Raw genomic sequence first — 18,289 nt, 5'->3', positions numbered from 1 at the left:
AGACTTTAAAATTACCTAATTTATCCTAATTGAAGAAAAGGGGAAAAATAAGAGAAACATAGAGTATAAAAGGAATTTTCAGCATTTTTATACTTCGTTTTAAGAGGGGGTTTTTGGATAAATGTACCTATATTGAAAATGAAGAATCCTATTGTATCAATGATTTGAGCGTTTTTTTGAGGAATATAATGGATTGATTTTTACAAAACTGTAATGTTTCTGTTGTTCTTTTTTATAATAAAGTAACATATTCTTAATCTTGTAGCGGACAAAAAAGCGGCTATCTCTTTACATAGACGAAGGAGATAGCCGTTTTCCTATTATTACGTATGTTACGAGTTATTACGAGTTGGTTTCAATTGCTTCTAATAATAAATCTACAATGTGAATTCCTCTCATTTTATGAGAAATTCCTTCTCGTTCAATGCCTAATTTCATTTGTAGTAGACAACCTGGATTTGCAGTAACAATAGTTGCTGCTTCTGTTTCATGTACACGGTCCATTTTATAATCTAGAAATTCCATGGATAGTTCTGAATGAACAATATTGTAAATACCAGCAGAACCACAGCAGCGATCCGCATCTTTCATTTCACGATATGTTGCGCCTTGAATTGCTTCTAGTAACATACGAGGTTCTGAAGATGTTCGCATAACATTGCGTAAATGACAAGAGTCTTGATACGTAATAATTTGCGATGGAAGTCGTAAGTCATTTCGTTTATGGAAATCTAGTTCTACTAGAATAGCAGTAATATCTTTAATTTTAGAAACAAACTGCTTTGCGCGTTCAGCCCACTGTGGATCATCTTTTAAAAGATAATCGTAGTCTACGAGGTAAGCTCCGCAACCACCTGCATTCGTAATAATATAGTCGATATTTAAATCCTCGAATGCTTTTATATTTCGTTTTGCTAATTCTTTCGCTCCGCTCTTTTCACCAGCATGCCCATGTAATGCACCGCAGCAACTTTGTGTTTTCGGAATAACGATATCACAACCAGCTAACTGAAGAAGTTTCATCGTTGCGTTATTTGTTTCTAAAAACATCGTATCCATTAAACAGCCTGTGAAGAATGCAACTTGTTTCTTTTTTGTACTCTCAGCAGGTAAAAATGCAGGACGATCTTTCATTGCTTTCATTTTAGGGACTTTTGGTAAAACGAGATCCATTGTTGCAAGTGTTTCAGGGAATAACTTCATAATACCCATTTTATGTGTTAGCGTTTGTAAACCAGAACGTTGGTAAAATCCGATTAATCCTGTTAATGTTCTCATTCGATTTTGATGGGGGAAGAGCCCTTCAAAAACGACTTTACGAACGGCTCTCACTGGCACCGAGAACTTCTTGTTTTGATTTATAATATCACGAGCTTCTTCTAATAAATGTCCGTAATTTACACCTGATGGACAAACAGGTTCACAAGCACGGCAGCCGAGGCAAACATTCAAGGTATTTTCAACATCTTCATCTGGTTCAATTAAACCGTCAACGACCGCTTTCATTAATGCAATACGTCCTCGTGGTGAATGTGATTCTTTATATCCAGATTGAATGTAAGTAGGACAAGTAGGTAAACAGAAACCGCATCGCATACAGTTTAGTAGTTCATCTTCACTTAATCTTTCTTTAAATTCTTTTTGAATGTTTTCTTTATTTAATGTTGTCATCGCTCAACCACCACTCTTTTGCGAGTGTCTTTCGCGAACATCTTGCCAGGGTTCATAATGTTATTTGGATCGAAGGCTTGTTTAATTCCTTGCATGGCAGCAATACCTTCTTTACCTAATTTCATTTCTAAATAAGGAGCTTTCATCGCACCAACACCATGTTCACCAGTAATTGTGCCACCAAGTTCAATTGCTTTCGCAAATATTTCAGCAAAAGCTTGTTCAGCTCGGTGCATTTCTTCTTCATTACGAGCATCTGTCATACAAGTTGGGTGTAGGTTGCCGTCGCCAGCATGCCCAAACGTACAAATAGGAATATTATATTTTTTTGCAATCGCATTAATAGCTTCAACCATCGGAGCTATTTGTGAGCGTGGTACCGTTGCATCTTCTAATATTGTAGTAGGTTTTAATCTTGCAAGTGCTGATAGTGCACTACGGCGAGCTGTCCGAAGTGCATCTGCTTCCGCTTCATCTTTTGCAATGCGAACATCGACTGCATTCATGGAGCGGCAAACGTTAGCCATTTTTTCAATATCTCGATTGACAACTTCAGGTGGACCGTCTTGTTCGATTAATAAAATTGCTTTTACATCAGTTGGTAAACCGATTTGTGCAAACTCTTCTACTACTTCAATTGTCGGCTGGTCTAAAAACTCAAGTGTCGCTGGAATGATTTTATTTGCAATAATAGAAGAAACAGCACGTGCAGCTTCATTAATATCTTCATATAGTGCAAGCATCGTTTTCTTCGTTTCAGGCATAGGAACAAGTTTTAATATTGCTTCTGTTACGACGCCAAGTGTTCCTTCAGAACCGATAAATAAACGAGTTAAATCGTAACCAGCTACATCTTTTGCTAATTTACCGCCAGTACGAATAATATCGCCATTTGGTAAGACAAGTTCAAGACCCATCACATAATCACGTGTTACGCCATATTTTAATCCGCGTAATCCACCTGAGTTTTCATTAATGTTACCGCCGATTGTAGAAATTTTCATCGAGCTTGGATCTGGTGGATAAAATAAACCTTTTTCTTCTACCGCTTTAATAATATCAAGTGTAATTACACCAGCTTGTACAGTAATTGTTAAATTCTCTTCATCAATTTCTAAAATGTTATTCATATGGCGGAAGATAAGGACGATACCGCCTTCAAGTGGACATGTCCCCGCGCAAAGGTTTGTTCCAGAACCACGAACATATACAGGAATTTTGTGAGTGTTACATATTTTTAACACTTCAGCTACTTCATTTGTATTACGAGGAGCAACGACTGCATCAGGCATTGCTTGGAAGTTTGGAGTGGCATCATAACTATACGTTAAACGCCCCATATTGGATGTATCTACATTATCTTCGCCAACAATGGATACGAATGAATGAATAATTTGCTTTTCTAACATTGGAAATCCCCCTCAAACTGTTAACGTATTTGATCATAATAAAAAACGTTGTAACAGTGCTTTCATTATAATGATAAAAAAGTTGGGGGATTCTTTCTATGTATAATCATCTAAAGATTAATCTTTTTTATCATTCTTTTTTGTGTGATTATCTAATAAGAGGAGCGAGAAGTATAAAATGTTTAAGTCTTTGAATTGTTTCGGGTCAAGTCCTGTATGCTCCTCAATCTTTTTAAGTCTGTAATGCAATGTGTTAATGTGTATATGTAATTGTTCAGCTGTTTGTTTATAGGATTGGTTATAATCAATAAATAAGCGTAAAGTGTGCATAAGCTCAGGAGATGATAGTAAGTTTTCGATGGTGCGCCTTAGAAACTGTTCCCGCGTTTCACCAGAAATATCTTGTAAGCACATTTCTAAACGTAAATCTTCATTAAATACAATTTTTTTCGTTTCAAGTGATACGGAAAGAGCTTGTAATGCTTGTTCGTACGATAAGTTCATATTGCTTGGTGTAACGGATTGTCCAATCCCAATATATAAAGGAATAGAAAACAAAGTTTCACAGTCTTGCTTTAATCTTTTTAAAAATTGATACGTTTGCTCTTTGGAGTTTGTGGCTGTAAATAAAATGAATCGATCATTTCCCCAGCGAACAAATAGATGCTCCTTTGTTAATAGATTGCGTACGTGTTGCCAAATCTTACGCTGAAGCATCGTGTCATTTTGATCGATAGAGAACAAAATAAGTTGTTTCTTCTTATATAAATCAATACCAAGTGTTTTTGCGCGATCGAGAAAGCTTGGAGACCAGTCTGTATTTTGAAGCCAATCAAAGACAAATGCTTCATAAGAACGGTGTTCAAGTTCTAGTTGTTCTAAAAAGTAGTTTTCGTGAATGAGTAGTTCGGTCATTTTACGTAATATTTCTCCGTATTGCGAAATGTTTTCAGGTTCGCCTGTAATTCCAATGACACCAATTACTTCGTCATGAAATAGTAAGGGGAGGTTCATACCCGCCTTTACGCCTTGCAAACGTCGTTCATCTGCTTTTGTAATAATGACAGTTTTCTTTTGTTTCGCGCATCGGAGTGCACCTTCATGAAATTGGCCGATTCTTTCTACATCTGTACTTGCGATAATAACGCCTTGTATATTAATGATAATGATATTTTCTTTAATTAATCTGCGTACTTCTCGTACAATTTTATTCGCTAAATCAGGAAAAAGCATAATTTGCACACCTCAAATTCTATTTGTTGTACATTATATATGTAAATGAAGTAAGAAAGGAAAATTTCACACTTTCCACACATTTATTTGTTATTTTACAATTATAACGAAATCATCCGAAGATGGAGGGAATCTTTTGAGAAAGTATGTTTTTCTTCTCTGTTTTTTATTTCTATTAGTAGGGTGTCAAGGAAGTTCATATACACCGATTGCTAAAGATAAAAGTGTTATTATAACAACGAATATAAAAGAAGGTAGTATTAGTTTTGTTGATGAAAAAAATAAAAAGTTAATTACGACATGGGAACTTAATGAACCAATGGCAGGAGTTGCACTACTTCCAAACGGTGAGGACATACTTGTATATGGCAAGCAGTTAGAGTACATGTATGTATATTCACTAGCAGAAGGAAGGCAAGTGGACAAATATAAAACGGGAAAAGGCATTGTAAATGTGATTGTATCCGAGGATAAAAAACAATTATTTGCTGCCGATCAAACTGCCCAAAAGGTAAGGTTCTTTACGATAAAAGGGAAAGAGACAGGGAGTGTATCAACAGGAAAAGGACCAATTACGATGGTAGAGCACGATAACCAGTTATCGGTATTAAACTTTTATGATACGAAGCTAACGACCATTGATATAAAGAAAAAAGAAGTGATACAATCCTTTATGATTCCCCCAGCATCAACGGGAGCGACAATTAGCCCAGATGGGAAAGAAATATGGATTGGCGGACATGGTGATGGAAATCAAGTCAATGAAAAAGTATTAGTGTATTCATTGAAGAGCGGAGAAATGGTACGTTCTTTACATGCTCCGTTTATGCCTGTGAATATAACGAAGGATAATAAGTATGTATATGCATTAAGTCACGGTTCGAATACGCTTAGAAAGTTTGATGTTAGCACGTATAAAGAGGTGGCTTCTGTAGAAGTAGGATCGAATCCATTTGCATTTTTGAAGAGCGGAGCAGAAGGATACGTAGCAAGCTATGATAGTGATGAAGTGTGCGTCATGGATATGAAGAGTTTGAAAATAAAACAAACAATTAAAGTCGGAAAAGGGCCGTTTCAACTCATAGAGAGGGAAGGTAAGGACAATGAGTAAATATAGGGTGCTAGTTGTAGATGATGAAAGTGATATGAGGCAGCTTGTTGGAATGTACTTAGATAATTTCGGATACGAGTGGGGAGAAGCTGAAAATGGAAAAGAGGCTCTAAAAAAATTAGAGACTGATCATTATGATTTCGTTGTATTAGATATTATGATGCCAGAGATGGATGGACTTTCAGTTTGTAAAGAAATTAGAAAAACGTCAGATGTACCAATTATATTTTTAACAGCAAAAGGTGAAGAGTGGAATAGGGTGAACGGCTTGCGTATGGGAGCAGATGATTATATTGTAAAGCCTTTTAGTCCTGGAGAACTAATTGCTCGTATGGAAGCTGTGTTAAGACGTTATACAAAGCAAGAGCAACAAGAGGAGATTCAGTTTGGACCGATACTTATTAATGAAAAAAGTAGGAAGATTGAGGCTGATGGTGAGCCGATTTCTCTTACAGTAAAAGAGTTTGATTTACTCTATTTTCTTTGCCAACATACGGGACAAGTATTTAGCCGGGAACAATTGCTGGAAAAGGTATGGGGATATGATTATGCCGGAAGTACAAGAACAGTGGATACGCACGTGAAAACGATGCGTTTGAAGCTTGGAGAAAGTGGAAACTACATTCAAACGGTTTGGGGTGTAGGCTATAAATTTGAGGTGTAACGTATGTTTACGATGGTACAGAAGCTTTGGCTTACAGTAGTATGTGCAGTATGTGTAACAGTTTCCTTTCTTTATTTTGTATCTTTATACTCGTATGAAAAACTATACGTTGATAATTTAAAAGATTCATTAGTAATGGAAGGGAAGCGTCTTGCTGCGCAATATGATAAGCGTGAAGGAATAGCAACTTTTGAAGAGAAAGTAAGGGCATTTGATCAAATATCGAGTTCAGATGTTCTTTTCGTATCTAATCCGCGTGATTTAAGCGCGTGTTTACCTTTTGATGTGCATCATCACTCTCTTATAAGTGAAGGGGACAGGCAAGCATTATTAGATGGAAAAACTGTGACAAAGATAGGGTATGAGGAACATTTTGACCGAAATATTATGGGGGTTGTCATCCCTGTTTTAGAAAATAAAAAGTTAGTTGGCATTGTATATTCTTATATTCCTTTAAAAAGTATAAAAGACTTAATATATGATATGGGCCTTATTTTAGCACCGTTAGCACTTGCTATGACTTTACTGACAATATGGATTGGTAGAAAGATTATTATTGCTATTACGAGACCGCTTTCGCAAATGGAACGAGTTGCCAATCATTTGGCTACGGGAGATTTCTCAGAACGGATTACAATTTCTTCCGAAGATGAAATTGGACGATTAGGAAAAGCATTTAATAAAATGGCAAATTCTTTAGAGACAGAAGACGTAAAGCGTAAGGAATTTTTAGCTAACGTTTCGCATGAACTAAGAACACCGCTTAGTTATATAAAAGGATATAGTGAAGCTATTTTAGATGGTGTAGCGAAGGGACCACAGCAGGAAAAAGTAACACAGCTCATTCATAAAGAAGCGGGTCGTATGCAGCGTCTCGTTCATGATTTATTAGATTTAGCACAATTAGAAGGTGAACATTTTCCGTTAAAGAAACAACCTATCGTTTTTTCACAACTGATTGAAGATGTGTTAGATACGTATGAGATTAAGTTTATAGAAAAGAAAATTCGTATTTCAACAAATTTAAATCCAGAAATCATTGTAATGATTGATGAGGATCGCATGCAACAAGTGCTTCATAACGTGTTAGATAATGCGATACGGTATACAAATCAAAACGGGGATATTATGATAACACTCAGGCAGATAGATGATTACTGTGAATTAAACATAAAAGATACAGGAATCGGTATTGAAACAGAGCATTTAGAAAATCTTGGTGAACGTTTTTATCGCGTTGATAAAGCGAGAAGTCGTCAACATGGGGGAACAGGTTTAGGCCTTGCCATTGTCAGACAAATTGTTCATATACATGATGGACAGTGGCGAATTGAAAGTGAAAAAGGGCATGGAACGACGGTTAGTTTTAAATTGAAAATACAAGTTGAAGAAAGCATGTTCTAACGTGAAGGACATGCTTTTCTTCATGAGTGCAAACGAATAGAGGAATAAATATAAATTAATATCAAATAAATATTAAAAATTTGACGATTTTATGAACAAAACATTTGTACTTCTTACCAATTCGTTCTAAAATAGTTATGATGCAAAGTTCTTATAAATCGTTTCAATTGTTGTTTGGAAGATACTGAGGTGATTTAACTGGAGTACAAATCTATTAAACCGAAAAAGATTTACGAAGAAGTATCTGAAGCTATTTTAACAATGATTAAAAATGGTACGTTAAAACCTGGTGACAAACTACTTCCTGTACATCAATTAGCTGAGCAGTTTCAAGTTGGTAGATCTGCTGTTCGTGAAGCGCTAAGTGCGCTAAGAGCAATGGGCTTAATTGAGATGAAACAAGGAGAAGGTACATATGTGAAGAATTTCGATTCTTCTTCATTAACAAAATCATTAAACAATAAATTATTAATGAAGAAAGAAGATATTTTAAACTTATTAGAAGTACGAAAGGTGCTTGAAGTGGGGGCAGTTCGAGCAGCTGCGGCAAAACGTACGGAAGATAATTTGCAAAATATGAAGCATTGGTTAGATGAAATGGCAAAGAGCATTGGAGATGAAAAGGCTGGCGAAAAAGCAGATTTTCAGTTCCATATGGGAATTGCGGAGTCTTCGCATAACAACATTTTGATTGAACTCATGAATCACGTTTCAGAGATGATTGCTGAAACGATTGGTGAATCAAGACGCATTATTTTATATGGTGAACAAACAACATCAGAACGACTTATAGAAGAGCATCAAGTTATATATGATGCAGTGTTAAAGCAAGATGTAGAATTAGCGCAGCAAGCAATGCTAGATCATTTAACAAATGTAGAACATATTGTCACAGGTAAAAACGATATAAATTCGTAATTTAATCTTTTAAAAATCAAATTTTTTGATAAAATAGAGAAAGATTAAGTAAGCGTTTTCTTTAGAAGAGGGAGAGGATAGGCCATGGTTGAGCCTACTTCTTCTTTTCTCAGTCATCTGATGACCATATGTTTGTTGGTGGAGTTGTAAAAAGGGGGAGTAATAATTATGAAAGTTACTTTATTTGTTACTTGTTTAGTCGATATGTTTGAAACAAACGTCGGCAAAGCAACAGTTGAAGTGTTGGAGCGTTTAGGTTGTGAAATTGAATTTCCAGAAGCACAAGTTTGTTGTGGTCAGCCTGCTTATAATAGCGGCCATGTAGAAGCAGCAAAAGAAGCGATGAAACATATGATTGAAACTTTCGAAGATGCAGAATATATCGTTACACCATCTGGTTCTTGTGCGACAATGTTTCATGAGTATCCGCATGTTTTTAAAGATGATCCGAAGTGGGCTAAACGTGCACAAAAGGTTGCTGATAAAACATATGAATTTACACAATTTATTGTAGATGTTTTAAAAGTGACAGATGTTGGTGCAAGCTTACCAGGGATAGCTACTATTCATAAATCTTGTCATATGACACGCCTGCTTGGAGTAAAAGAGGCACCAGGAATTTTATTATCAAACGTAAAAGGATTAACTGTGAGAGAACTGCCAAACGAACAAAATTGTTGTGGGTTTGGGGGAACGTTTTCAGTGAAGATGACTCCAATTTCTGAGCAAATGGTAGATGAAAAGGTAGATAGTGCAATGGAAACAGGTGCTGATTATTTAATCGGTGCAGATTGTGGGTGTTTGTTAAACATTGGCGGACGTATTGAGCGTTTAGGAAAAGAAATAAAAGTAATGCATATTGCTGAGGTACTAAATAGTCGCTCATGAAGGGGGAACATAAGCTATGTCTATGAAAATCAGTGAGAAAAAATTTAATGATCGCGTTGGCGATGGAATTCAAGATTCTTTTATGCGCGGAGCAGTATCTTCTGCGCAAACGCGCTTATATACGAATCGCTTAAAAGCAGCGGAAGAATTAGGAAACTGGGAAGAGTGGCGTGAACTAGGTGAACAAATTCGCCAACATACGTTAGAAAACCTTGATTATTACTTAATGCAGTTAAGTGAAAATGTATCAAAAAGAGGCGGACATGTGTACTTTGCGAAAACGAAAGAGGAAGCAGCAAAGTATATTCAAGACGTTGCAAAAAAGAAACAAGCGAAGAAAGTTGTAAAATCAAAATCAATGGTAACTGAAGAAATTAGTATGAATCATGCCCTTGAAGAGATTGGTTGTGAAGTGTTAGAAAGTGACTTAGGAGAGTATATCTTGCAAGTAGATAACGATCCACCTTCACATATTATTGCGCCCGCACTTCATAAAAACAGAACGCAAATTCGTGATGTATTTAAAGAAAAGCTTGGCTATGAAAATTCTGATGATCCATATGAAATGACAAAGTTTGTTCGTAAACAACTTCGTGAGAAATTTATGGATGCAGAAATTGGTGTGACAGGTTGTAACTTTGCAGTTGCAAATACTGGCTCTCTTTGTTTAGTAACGAACGAAGGTAATGCCGATCTTGTTATGTCGATTCCGAAAACTCAAATTGCAGTAATGGGTATGGAACGTATGGTTCCGACAATGGAAGAATTAGATGTTTTAGTTGGTTTACTATGTCGTAGTGCAGTAGGGCAAAAATTAACAAGTTATGTAACTGTAGCGGGACCAATTCAAGAAGAGGAAGTAGATGGACCAGAAGAATTCCACTTAGTTGTTGTTGATAATGGCCGCTCTCAAATTCTTGGATCTGAATTCCGCTCAGTATTGCAATGTATTCGTTGTGCTGCTTGTGTTAACGTATGTCCTGTATATCGTCACGTTGGTGGACATTCGTATGGTTCTATATACTCAGGACCAATCGGTGCGGTATTAACACCACTTTTAGGTGGATACGATGATTACAAAGAGCTTCCATATGCCTCTAGTTTATGCGGAGCGTGTACAGAAGCTTGTCCAGTAAAAATACCATTGCATGATTTATTATTAAAACATCGTCAAGTAATTGTTGAGCAAGAAGGACGTGCACCACTTGCAGAAAAATTAGCAATGAAAATGTTTAGTATGGGTGCATCTTCAGCAGCTTTATATAAAATGGGATCAAAAATGGCGCCAGCAGCAATGAGTCCATTTACATCGGGCAACCGTGTATCAAAAGGTGTTGGGCCACTTAAAAACTGGACAGATATTCGTGAATTCCCGGCTCCAAGTAAAGAACGATTCCGTGATTGGTATAAAGATCATAAGAAAGGCGGGGACAAATAATGACAGGATTAATTCAAAACCGTGAGTCCTTTCTAGATAATATTGCAAAAGAACTTGGACGTGAGCGGAAAACAGAAGGCGTAAAGCGTCCAGCATGGAAAAGTAATGTGAATGTAGAAACGCTAAAAGATTATTCAAAAGAAGAATTGTTAGAAGTATTTAAAAATCAATGTACAAACATTCATACAACTGTAGTGGAAACGACAAACGACCGTTTACGTGAAGATATTCAAAAAGTAATCGTGGAAAACGGTGGGGGACCTATTATGTTATCGGCAGACGAACGTTTTGATTCTTATGGATTGACTTCTTTATTTAAAGAAGAGCTTCCAAAGCAAAATGTTGAAGTGAATGTATGGGATCCTGAGAAAAAAGAAGAGAATATGCGTATCGCAGAAAGAGCGAATATTGGAATCGCATTTAGTGATTATACTTTAGCTGAATCTGGTACGATTGTTGTACAAAGTCATAAAGGCCAAGGTCGTTCTTTACACTTTTTACCGACTGTATACTTTGCTATTATTCCACGTGAAACACTTGTGCCTCGTATTACACAAGCAGTTCAGGATATGAACACACGTGTAGAAAATGGCGAGGCAGTAGCATCTTGTATTAACTTTATTACAGGACCTAGTAACTCGGCAGATATTGAAATGAATCTTGTTGTCGGAGTACACGGACCATTAAAAGCAGTATATTTCATCGTATAAAAGAGGGGAAAGCAGGCCGGAAAATGGCCTGCTTTTTTAATAGAATAGAAATAATATGAAGTAGAAGTTCTCTCCTTTTTTTGCTATGTTCTTCTGGAAAGGAGAGGAAGGGATGTTCACTTATTTATATGCATTGTTAGTGGGGATGGTGTTTGGTTCTTTTTTTATGTTAATTGCAATGAGAGTGCCGCTAGGTGAGTCTATCATTACCCCGCGTTCACATTGTCATTATTGTAAGTATGTGCTAAAGCCAAAAGAATTGATTCCAATCATTTCTTTTTGTATACAAAGAGGACGTTGTACGAATTGTAAGAGGAAAATTTCAATTTTGTACGTAGTATTTGAACTTGTAACAGGAATGATATTTCTTCTTACTGTATATATGATTGGGGTGGAACGAGAGCTTATCATCATTTTATCGCTTTTTTCGCTACTTCTTATTATTTCAGTTACAGATTACATATATATGTTAATCCCCAATCGTATTTTAGCTTGGTTTGCCTGTTTACTCATTTTAGAATGTGTTTTTGTGCCATTAGTGACTTGGACAGATAGTATAGTTGGTAGTGGCGTTATATTCATTTTGTTATATTGCATGCAAAAGATATATCCAGAAGGGCTTGGTGGAGGGGATATAAAATTACTTTCGTTACTTGGATTTATAGTGGGACTGAAAGGGATTTTTATGATCTTATTTTTAGCATCTTGCTTTAGTCTTTGTTTCTTTGGAGTTGGTATAGTATTAAAACGTATGAAAATGAGGAGCCAAATTCCGTTCGGTCCTTTTATTAGCCTTGGGGCAATATGTTACATGTTGGTCACGTATACAAAATAGAGAGGGGATAGAACATGAATGTATATATGGATGATCAAAGAAGTTGTCCGTACGGGTATGTGCCCGCCACTACAGTAGAATGTGCCTTGCAAATGGTTCGGGATTATGATGTGAATATTCTTTCCCTTGATTTTAATATGGGATGGGGGGAAAGAAATGGATTAGATTTTGTAGAGGCTTTTTGTAAAGAGGGGTTATATGTAAATGAAATTCACCTTCATACGAATGATGTCATCGGTATGCACAAGATGAAACAGAGAATTAATAAGGGAAAGGAAGAAGGAGAAATTAATCCGCACCTTGTTGTTAAATATGTGGGGAGCTAAAAACTCCAAAGTGAAACTTTGGAGTTTTTAATGTTTCATATGTGCTTGTAACGGAATGATTTCTTCTTGTTGAGCTGCTACTAATTCAGTTTCTTCTTGTTTCACGTCAGGTCCTTTCTTTGTTAAGTAATGGTATACCATACCGACAAAGACGGACCCGCCAATAATGTTACCGATTGTAACTGGAATTAAGTTATGAATAGCACCTGCAAAAGAAATTGTCTCCGGATGCGGTGAAACTAAAGATAGAGCAAACAGTGATAAGTTTGCAATGCTATGCTCGTAACCAGATAAGAAGAATGTGAAAACGAGTAGCATCATCATCATAATTTTTGCTGTATCACCTTTAACTTGAGAAGGTAAGAAACACGCAAGACATACAAGCCAGTTACATAAAATTGCTTTAAAGAATAATTGTATTGTAGGTGTATTCATTTTTCCTTCTACTACTTTATTCATGAAATGGCCGTGATCAATTGCTTCGAAAATTCCAGTTGCATAAAATAGTAAGGCAAAGAATAAAGCTCCAGCTAAATTCCCTGCATAACAAGCGATCCAGTTACGAAGTGTATCAGAAATCGTTGTTTCTTTTCTTAAAGTTGCTACAGTAAAGTACATTGTGTTTCCAGTAAACAATTCAGCACCGCCATATATAATAAGTACGAGGGCAATTCCGAAAAACATAGAAGCAGCTAAATAAGTTGCTGGTGAATCTGCAATGTGAAAAAAGTTACCTAATTTAAAACATAGTACAATAATAAAACCGATATAAATACCCGCAAGTGCGGCACGAATGAAATATTGCATCGGGTTTGTATCTAGCATTTGTTTTTTGCTCTTAGCCAGTTTGACAACATAATCTAATCCTTGTTCTAGCATGAGTAATACGCTCCTTTAGTACATCATCTATAAATACTCCTTATATGAATAAAGTACATGGAATTGTTCTCAGTTTCAATAAGTTTGTGCAATGTTTCACAAAAAGGACATACATACATCGAGAAAACGCTTACAAATGGTAGTATAATAGAATTTTTTCTGGACATTGAGGGGGGGAAGGGAAAAAGAAAAAGCGCTGTAATTACAGCGCTTTTTCGTCTAAATTCTTTTCTACTTTTACTTCTACTTCTTTCGAGAAGAACCAACCGCCAACTGCGATTCCCACTAATACAATCCAGAATGTAAGCTTCCATAGTGTAGATTCTGGGAATGAATGCGGAATTACATTTAATGCAGGGTGTGCTAATGTATAAACTGCTAGTTTCACACCAACCCAACCTACAATTAAGAATGCTGCAGTTTCAAGTCCTGGTTTACGTTTTAAGATTTGTACGAAAGCAGTTGCTGCAAATCTCATAATGATTAACCCGATAAGTCCACCTACAAAGATAACAACGAATTGCCCAGTATCAAGACTACCAATTGTACCTAATCCTGTTTTTGGTAAAGTCATTGCTAATGCAACTGCAGCTAAAATTGAATCAACTGCGAAGGCGATATCAGCAACCTCAACTTTAAATACAGTCCACCAAAAGTTCTCTTGTTTTTTCTTTGCTTCTTTTTCTTCTGTTTCTTCATCCGTATTCTTTTTAACATACGTTTTAAATAAGTGATTACCAGCGATAAACATAAGGTAAATGGCACCGATTGCTTGCACTTGCCATACGTCGACTAAGAACGAGATCATAAATAACGATCCGAAACGGAAAACAAATGCCCCCGCTAATCCGTAAAATAGTGCTTTCTTTCGTTTTTCTTCTGGTAAATGTTTTACCATAATTGCAAGAACGAGAGCGTTATCAGCCGCTAAAATCCCCTCTAGTGCAATTAGGATGAGTAATACCCAACCATACTCCAATAATAATGATACATCCATGTACATTCTCCTCTCATTTCTATAAGTACTAAATAAGTGAAGAATTTCCCCACTATTTAGTTTCCCCATACTCCTGCCTATTAACTTTGGAAGGATTTGGAAATTAATACAAAAAAGACCTCTGCCGTTAATAGGCAAAGGTCTTGCTAGACATATGTAATGAAAATGCCAACAAAGCCGGAAGAACTAAGTTCTACGTAATGACGACTTTGTTTCCAAGAAATATTCTTGGACGCTACTCCCCTTTGGAGATATGCTATTGTACTCTCATTATATGGATAATGTATACGGTTGTCAACCTGTTAAAATATCTTCATTCGGATATTTTATTTTTCGGTTCTTTTTACGTGCAAATGAAAAAGCCAATGTTAAAGGTCCCATTTTCCCAAAAAACATCATAAAGATGATAATGGCTTTTCCGATCATAGTTAAGTGTGGTGTGAAATTCATACTGAGACCGACAGTCCCAAATGCTGAAAATACTTCGAAAGCACTCATCAATAGAGGAACTCGCTCAGTAATACTTAAAATTAAAATAGCAAAAAAGATAAATGAAATGGAAATAATAGTGATGGTTAATGCTTTGACAATGAGAGTATCTTTAATAGATTTTTTAAACACGACAATATCATCTTGTTCTTGTAAAAATTTAAATACCCCAAAAAACATGATTAAAAATGTTGTTAACTTAATTCCACCACCGGTTGAAGCACTACCAGCGCCAATAAACATAAGGAGCATCATTAATAGTAGGGAAGGCTTTGATAATGCAGAAATATCAACAGTATTAAACCCGGCAGTACGAGTTGAAACCGCCTGGAAATAAGCGGCCATTCCTTCTTCAAATGGGGTAAATCCTCTCATAGAAAGGGAATTGTGGAACTCGAATATAAAAATAAAAACAGTCGCAATAATATTGACGATTAGAGTAGAAGAGAGCATAAGTTTTGAGTGTAATGTAAGGTTTTTAAAATTTTTCTTTCTTTTTATATCTACGATTACTGTAAAACCAATCCCACCTAAAATAATGAGGGAGGAGATAACGAGATTGACAAGAATGCTATGAGAATGGGACATTAAATTATCGCTCCACACAGAAAAACCAGCATTGTTAAAAGCAGAGATCGAATGAAAAAAGCTATAATAGATCCCTTTAGAAATCCCGTATTTTGGTACCCATTCAAAAGAAAGAATCAAAGTAGCGATACATTCGACTGTAAAAGAGAATAAAAATAATGCTTTGGCAAGACGAATGACGCCACCAATGTTCGTTTGGTTTAACGCTTGTTGCAGTAAAATTCGGTTTTGAAGACCAATTTTTCTGCCGAGCATAATCGCAATTAAAACGGCAAAGCTCATAATGCCAAGTCCGCCTACTTGTATAAGCGTTAAAATGACACACTGTCCAAACAAAGTAAATACTTTTCCGGTGTCTACAACACCAAGCCCAGTAACAGTACAAGCAGAAACTGTTGTAAATAAAGCGTCGATCCATGAAATAGAAGTTGTTGTAGCAATTGGTAGTTTTAATAAGCATGTACCGATAACTGATAACATAATAAAAGACAAAGTAAGAACACGGGGAGGACTCATGCTAATATTAATCCGTTTCATGTCACATATCGTTCCTTTCAGTTTGCTCTTACTAGTATGTGAAAAAGCACGATTATGTATGTTAAAAATAGAAAGAGGCAGAGAATATCTGCCTCTAAGCCATAGGTTATTGTATTATCCACGTAATTGTTGTTGAGCTAAAGCGACTAGTCGTTTCGTTACTTCACCGCCAACTGAACCGTTAGAACGAGATGCTGTATTAGAACCTAAGCTAACACCGAATTCTTGTGCGATTTCATATTTAAATTGTTCAAGCGCTTGTTCTGCACCTGGAACTAGTAATTTGTTTGTTTTTACCATGTTGATACACATCCTTATGAGTAGTCCAATTCAGCTAAATACTTATCTAAACTGGTAACGTTATTTTATGTGGAAACGACGTACTCATACGCGGAAGTAATCGGTGTGATTAGAAGTTATTGGATAGAAAAAAGAGTAGCAAATTTGCTACTCTTTTTTCAGTATTGTCGCTGTACCTTCCACGACAATATCACCGGATTGATTATATATGTTTGTTTGCAACGTAATGATTTTTTTATCGTCTCGTTTTTTAATGACTTCTGCCACAACGCGAAGTGTATCACCGATTTTGACAGGAGCACGGAATGAAACGTTTTGAGATAAATAAATCGTGTTTTTGCCAGGGAGTTTCGTTCCAAGAATCGTCGAAATGAAACTGGAAACGAGCATGCCATGAGCAATACGTTCTTTAAACATTGTCGTTTTTGCAAAAGAATCTAAAATATGAATAGGATTCACATCTCCAGTTAATTTTGCAAAATTAATAACGTCCTCATCCGTAATAGTTTTTGTAAGGGATGCTTGATCACCGACTTGAATCTCATCATAACGAAGCTCCGGAACAGTTTGTGCTTCTTGGAATGGATTCATTTTTGCCTCCTTCTTTTCCATATCGAAAAATGCTAGCCATCTTGATGTAGTAGGAGGAAGAAAGAGTTTTGTTTGTGCTGCAGTTAGCTCCCACATTTTTCTTACTTGATGGAAGTAAATAAATTTTTTGAGTTTTCCTCGAACTGCTTTGCGAGTTCTAGTTGTTTGGACTTGAACTCTCCCAAAAAAACTTCTAACTGTTTTTGAACCTCTTCACGTTGTAATTGTTGTTGTTCAATAAATTGTTTTGTTGTTTCTTCAAATTGACCGCTAGTTTGAGTAAGAATAGACAAAGATGTTTTCGTAGGAGAAACAGTCAGTTGGTGCATTTGATTAGAAAGTTCATTCCATTTCCCTTGCCACTCGTTAATTTGATCATTTAAGGAGTTTCCAGTTAATTGCTTCACGTAATCTGTATATTGGTTATTGAACTGAGCAGTGAATTGTTGTAGTTCTTTTTCTAGTTCATCTACTCCTGATGTTAATTTATGCAAAGCGTCTTGTTGTTGTTTTAAAGTTTCTAAAGTAAGTTGCTCTAATTGTTTCCCAGCTGAAGAGAAGAGGGAAAGAGATTGAGACCAGTTTTTCCAAAATGCATCGACTAATTCGTATGGCTTAGTTTCCATTGTTTGACCTCCAAATGTTTTTTTACATATTGTGAACGCAGATTACTCTGCTGTACCACCAGGTGAAGATGAAGAATCCTTTTCATCCTTTTCTGGAGAAGTAGAAAATGGAAAGAACGCATTGGTGTATAACGTAAAAAACGTCCGCAACATATTTTGATAATGTTCAAAAGAAGTTGCACATGTTGTTAAATATTGCTCTCCATATTCTGTTAAAGAATAAATTCGTTTCGCTGGCCCGCCTTCACTTGTATCCCAAGTGGAAGAAATGAGATTTTCTTTTTCTAACTTGCGCAATGTTCTATACACATTACCTTGGTCAACAGAAGAAAAGCCGATGTCCATTAGCATTTGAATGAGTTTGTAACCATGAAGACTCCAGTCTTTTAGACAGAGAAGTAAGAAAGGAACTAAGAAGTTTTTGGGCATGGAGTTTGGTTGTTTCGCTTGGTTTTTTTCCAAACTTTCTGGGTGTTCTGGTTCATTATGTAGCATGATTGTGCATCACCTCATGAATCAGTTAGATGGAATTTTTTTGCTTATAAGTGCAATTTACACCTATCTGTTTTTAATGTCAACACATTTATTGGAAAATAAAGAAAAATAAAATATAGACTTGAAGTTTTATTCAGAATATTAGAAAATAGTGAATAGGTTGAATTGTTTCAAAAACGA

19 protein-coding genes and 1 riboswitch are annotated in these 18,289 nt (G+C 36.1%); of the genes, 9 read left to right on the top strand and 10 right to left on the bottom strand.

Features of this window, described 5'->3' with window-relative positions; translation table 11 throughout:
- Window positions 1–342: 342 nt before the first annotated feature.
- From QEP67_RS21350 to QEP67_RS21340, 3 genes are all read right to left on the bottom strand, one after another.
- The gene (locus tag QEP67_RS21350) at window positions 343–1,671 is read right to left on the bottom strand and encodes a (Fe-S)-binding protein (protein ID WP_046958241.1); all 1,329 of its coding nucleotides are present in this window, start codon (window positions 1,669–1,671) and stop codon (window positions 343–345) included.
- Window positions 1,668–3,080 (bottom strand): glycolate oxidase subunit GlcD, encoded by a 1,413-nt coding sequence (gene glcD, locus QEP67_RS21345; RefSeq protein ID WP_000890764.1) that lies wholly within the window; start codon window positions 3,078–3,080, stop codon window positions 1,668–1,670. The genes QEP67_RS21350 and glcD overlap by 4 nt, the downstream gene beginning before the upstream one ends.
- A gap of 117 nt (window positions 3,081–3,197) precedes the next feature.
- Window positions 3,198–4,313 (bottom strand): sugar diacid recognition domain-containing protein, encoded by a 1,116-nt coding sequence (locus QEP67_RS21340; protein ID WP_000898633.1) that lies wholly within the window; start codon window positions 4,311–4,313, stop codon window positions 3,198–3,200.
- Window positions 4,314–4,449: 136 nt separating this feature from the next.
- Between QEP67_RS21340 and QEP67_RS21335 the strand changes: the two genes are divergently transcribed.
- The 9 genes from QEP67_RS21335 to QEP67_RS21295 all read left to right on the top strand — a co-directional run bounded on the left by QEP67_RS21335 (window position 4,450) and on the right by QEP67_RS21295 (window position 12,607).
- A complete protein-coding gene (locus tag QEP67_RS21335) occupies window positions 4,450–5,424 on the top strand; it encodes a YVTN family beta-propeller repeat-containing protein (protein WP_064473636.1) in 975 nt (324 codons plus the stop codon).
- Complete coding sequence (locus QEP67_RS21330) at window positions 5,417–6,088, top strand: response regulator transcription factor (protein WP_000049878.1); 672 nt, start codon at window positions 5,417–5,419, stop codon at window positions 6,086–6,088. The genes QEP67_RS21335 and QEP67_RS21330 overlap by 8 nt, the downstream gene beginning before the upstream one ends.
- Before the next feature lie 3 nt (window positions 6,089–6,091).
- Window positions 6,092–7,492, top strand: coding sequence for an ATP-binding protein (locus QEP67_RS21325; RefSeq protein ID WP_000494800.1), 1,401 nt, complete (start codon window positions 6,092–6,094; stop codon window positions 7,490–7,492).
- Window positions 7,493–7,753: 261 nt separating this feature from the next.
- On the top strand, window positions 7,754–8,410 hold the full coding sequence (locus tag QEP67_RS21320; RefSeq protein WP_000594433.1) for a FadR/GntR family transcriptional regulator: 657 nt from the start codon (window positions 7,754–7,756) through the stop codon (window positions 8,408–8,410).
- A 168-nt stretch (window positions 8,411–8,578) separates the two neighbouring features.
- The gene (locus QEP67_RS21315; RefSeq protein ID WP_000869144.1) at window positions 8,579–9,298 is read left to right on the top strand and encodes a (Fe-S)-binding protein; all 720 of its coding nucleotides are present in this window, start codon (window positions 8,579–8,581) and stop codon (window positions 9,296–9,298) included.
- 16 nt (window positions 9,299–9,314) lie between these two features.
- On the top strand, window positions 9,315–10,736 hold the full coding sequence (locus QEP67_RS21310) for a LutB/LldF family L-lactate oxidation iron-sulfur protein (RefSeq protein ID WP_000061936.1): 1,422 nt from the start codon (window positions 9,315–9,317) through the stop codon (window positions 10,734–10,736).
- Window positions 10,736–11,446, top strand: a complete 711-nt coding sequence (locus tag QEP67_RS21305; RefSeq protein ID WP_000147203.1) for a lactate utilization protein C — start codon at window positions 10,736–10,738, stop codon at window positions 11,444–11,446. The genes QEP67_RS21310 and QEP67_RS21305 overlap by 1 nt, the downstream gene beginning before the upstream one ends.
- A 112-nt stretch (window positions 11,447–11,558) precedes the next feature.
- The gene (locus QEP67_RS21300; RefSeq protein WP_000495731.1) at window positions 11,559–12,281 is read left to right on the top strand and encodes an A24 family peptidase; all 723 of its coding nucleotides are present in this window, start codon (window positions 11,559–11,561) and stop codon (window positions 12,279–12,281) included.
- A gap of 14 nt (window positions 12,282–12,295) precedes the next feature.
- On the top strand, window positions 12,296–12,607 hold the full coding sequence (locus tag QEP67_RS21295; protein WP_048567059.1) for a cyclic-phosphate processing receiver domain-containing protein: 312 nt from the start codon (window positions 12,296–12,298) through the stop codon (window positions 12,605–12,607).
- A 27-nt stretch (window positions 12,608–12,634) separates the two neighbouring features.
- On the opposite strand, the gene QEP67_RS21290 is transcribed toward QEP67_RS21295, so the two are convergent.
- The 7 genes from QEP67_RS21290 to phaQ all read right to left on the bottom strand — a co-directional run bounded on the left by QEP67_RS21290 (window position 12,635) and on the right by phaQ (window position 18,109).
- Window positions 12,635–13,486, bottom strand: a complete 852-nt coding sequence (locus QEP67_RS21290) for a formate/nitrite transporter family protein (protein ID WP_048567060.1) — start codon at window positions 13,484–13,486, stop codon at window positions 12,635–12,637.
- A gap of 202 nt (window positions 13,487–13,688) precedes the next feature.
- Window positions 13,689–14,483: a TerC family protein gene (locus QEP67_RS21285; protein WP_000383317.1), complete on the bottom strand. Its 795-nt coding sequence runs from the start codon at window positions 14,481–14,483 to the stop codon at window positions 13,689–13,691.
- A gap of 91 nt (window positions 14,484–14,574) precedes the next feature.
- A riboswitch (yybP-ykoY riboswitch) is annotated at window positions 14,575–14,739 on the bottom strand.
- Window positions 14,740–14,777: 38 nt separating this feature from the next.
- A complete protein-coding gene (locus tag QEP67_RS21280) occupies window positions 14,778–16,097 on the bottom strand; it encodes a TrkH family potassium uptake protein (protein WP_000822344.1) in 1,320 nt (439 codons plus the stop codon).
- Between the two features lie 114 nt (window positions 16,098–16,211).
- Complete coding sequence (locus QEP67_RS21275) at window positions 16,212–16,397, bottom strand: alpha/beta-type small acid-soluble spore protein (protein ID WP_000241212.1); 186 nt, start codon at window positions 16,395–16,397, stop codon at window positions 16,212–16,214.
- Between the two features lie 147 nt (window positions 16,398–16,544).
- Window positions 16,545–16,988 (bottom strand): MaoC family dehydratase, encoded by a 444-nt coding sequence (locus QEP67_RS21270; protein WP_001067917.1) that lies wholly within the window; start codon window positions 16,986–16,988, stop codon window positions 16,545–16,547.
- A 101-nt stretch (window positions 16,989–17,089) separates the two neighbouring features.
- Window positions 17,090–17,614 (bottom strand): polyhydroxyalkanoic acid inclusion protein PhaP, encoded by a 525-nt coding sequence (phaP, locus tag QEP67_RS21265; RefSeq protein ID WP_000448583.1) that lies wholly within the window; start codon window positions 17,612–17,614, stop codon window positions 17,090–17,092.
- A 42-nt stretch (window positions 17,615–17,656) separates the two neighbouring features.
- Window positions 17,657–18,109: a poly-beta-hydroxybutyrate-responsive repressor gene (gene phaQ / locus QEP67_RS21260; RefSeq protein ID WP_000903018.1), complete on the bottom strand. Its 453-nt coding sequence runs from the start codon at window positions 18,107–18,109 to the stop codon at window positions 17,657–17,659.
- Window positions 18,110–18,289 lie beyond the last annotated feature (180 nt).

Source organism: Bacillus cereus group sp. MS39, from assembly GCF_040448665.1.
GTDB classification, from domain to species: Bacteria; Bacillota; Bacilli; order Bacillales; family Bacillaceae_G; genus Bacillus_A; species Bacillus_A wiedmannii.
This window is presented reverse-complemented; position numbering and strand designations above follow the sequence as displayed.

Coding starts and splice junctions, on each gene's coding strand:
- QEP67_RS21350 (WP_046958241.1), bottom strand. CDS start 1,671: ATGACAACATTAAATAAAGAAAACATTCAAAAAGAATTTAAAGAAAGA.
- glcD (WP_000890764.1), bottom strand. CDS start 3,080: ATGTTAGAAAAGCAAATTATTCATTCATTCGTATCCATTGTTGGCGAA.
- QEP67_RS21340 (WP_000898633.1), bottom strand. CDS start 4,313: ATGCTTTTTCCTGATTTAGCGAATAAAATTGTACGAGAAGTACGCAGA.
- QEP67_RS21330 (WP_000049878.1), top strand. CDS start 5,417: ATGAGTAAATATAGGGTGCTAGTTGTAGATGATGAAAGTGATATGAGG.
- QEP67_RS21325 (WP_000494800.1), top strand. CDS start 6,092: ATGTTTACGATGGTACAGAAGCTTTGGCTTACAGTAGTATGTGCAGTA.
- QEP67_RS21320 (WP_000594433.1), top strand. CDS start 7,754: ATGATTAAAAATGGTACGTTAAAACCTGGTGACAAACTACTTCCTGTA.
- QEP67_RS21315 (WP_000869144.1), top strand. CDS start 8,579: ATGAAAGTTACTTTATTTGTTACTTGTTTAGTCGATATGTTTGAAACA.
- QEP67_RS21310 (WP_000061936.1), top strand. CDS start 9,315: ATGTCTATGAAAATCAGTGAGAAAAAATTTAATGATCGCGTTGGCGAT.
- QEP67_RS21305 (WP_000147203.1), top strand. CDS start 10,736: ATGACAGGATTAATTCAAAACCGTGAGTCCTTTCTAGATAATATTGCA.
- QEP67_RS21300 (WP_000495731.1), top strand. CDS start 11,559: ATGTTCACTTATTTATATGCATTGTTAGTGGGGATGGTGTTTGGTTCT.
- QEP67_RS21295 (WP_048567059.1), top strand. CDS start 12,296: ATGAATGTATATATGGATGATCAAAGAAGTTGTCCGTACGGGTATGTG.
- QEP67_RS21290 (WP_048567060.1), bottom strand. CDS start 13,486: ATGCTAGAACAAGGATTAGATTATGTTGTCAAACTGGCTAAGAGCAAA.
- QEP67_RS21285 (WP_000383317.1), bottom strand. CDS start 14,483: ATGGATGTATCATTATTATTGGAGTATGGTTGGGTATTACTCATCCTA.
- QEP67_RS21280 (WP_000822344.1), bottom strand. CDS start 16,097: ATGAAACGGATTAATATTAGCATGAGTCCTCCCCGTGTTCTTACTTTG.
- QEP67_RS21275 (WP_000241212.1), bottom strand. CDS start 16,397: ATGGTAAAAACAAACAAATTACTAGTTCCAGGTGCAGAACAAGCGCTT.
- QEP67_RS21270 (WP_001067917.1), bottom strand. CDS start 16,988: ATGAATCCATTCCAAGAAGCACAAACTGTTCCGGAGCTTCGTTATGAT.
- phaP (WP_000448583.1), bottom strand. CDS start 17,614: ATGGAAACTAAGCCATACGAATTAGTCGATGCATTTTGGAAAAACTGG.
- phaQ (WP_000903018.1), bottom strand. CDS start 18,109: ATGCTACATAATGAACCAGAACACCCAGAAAGTTTGGAAAAAAACCAA.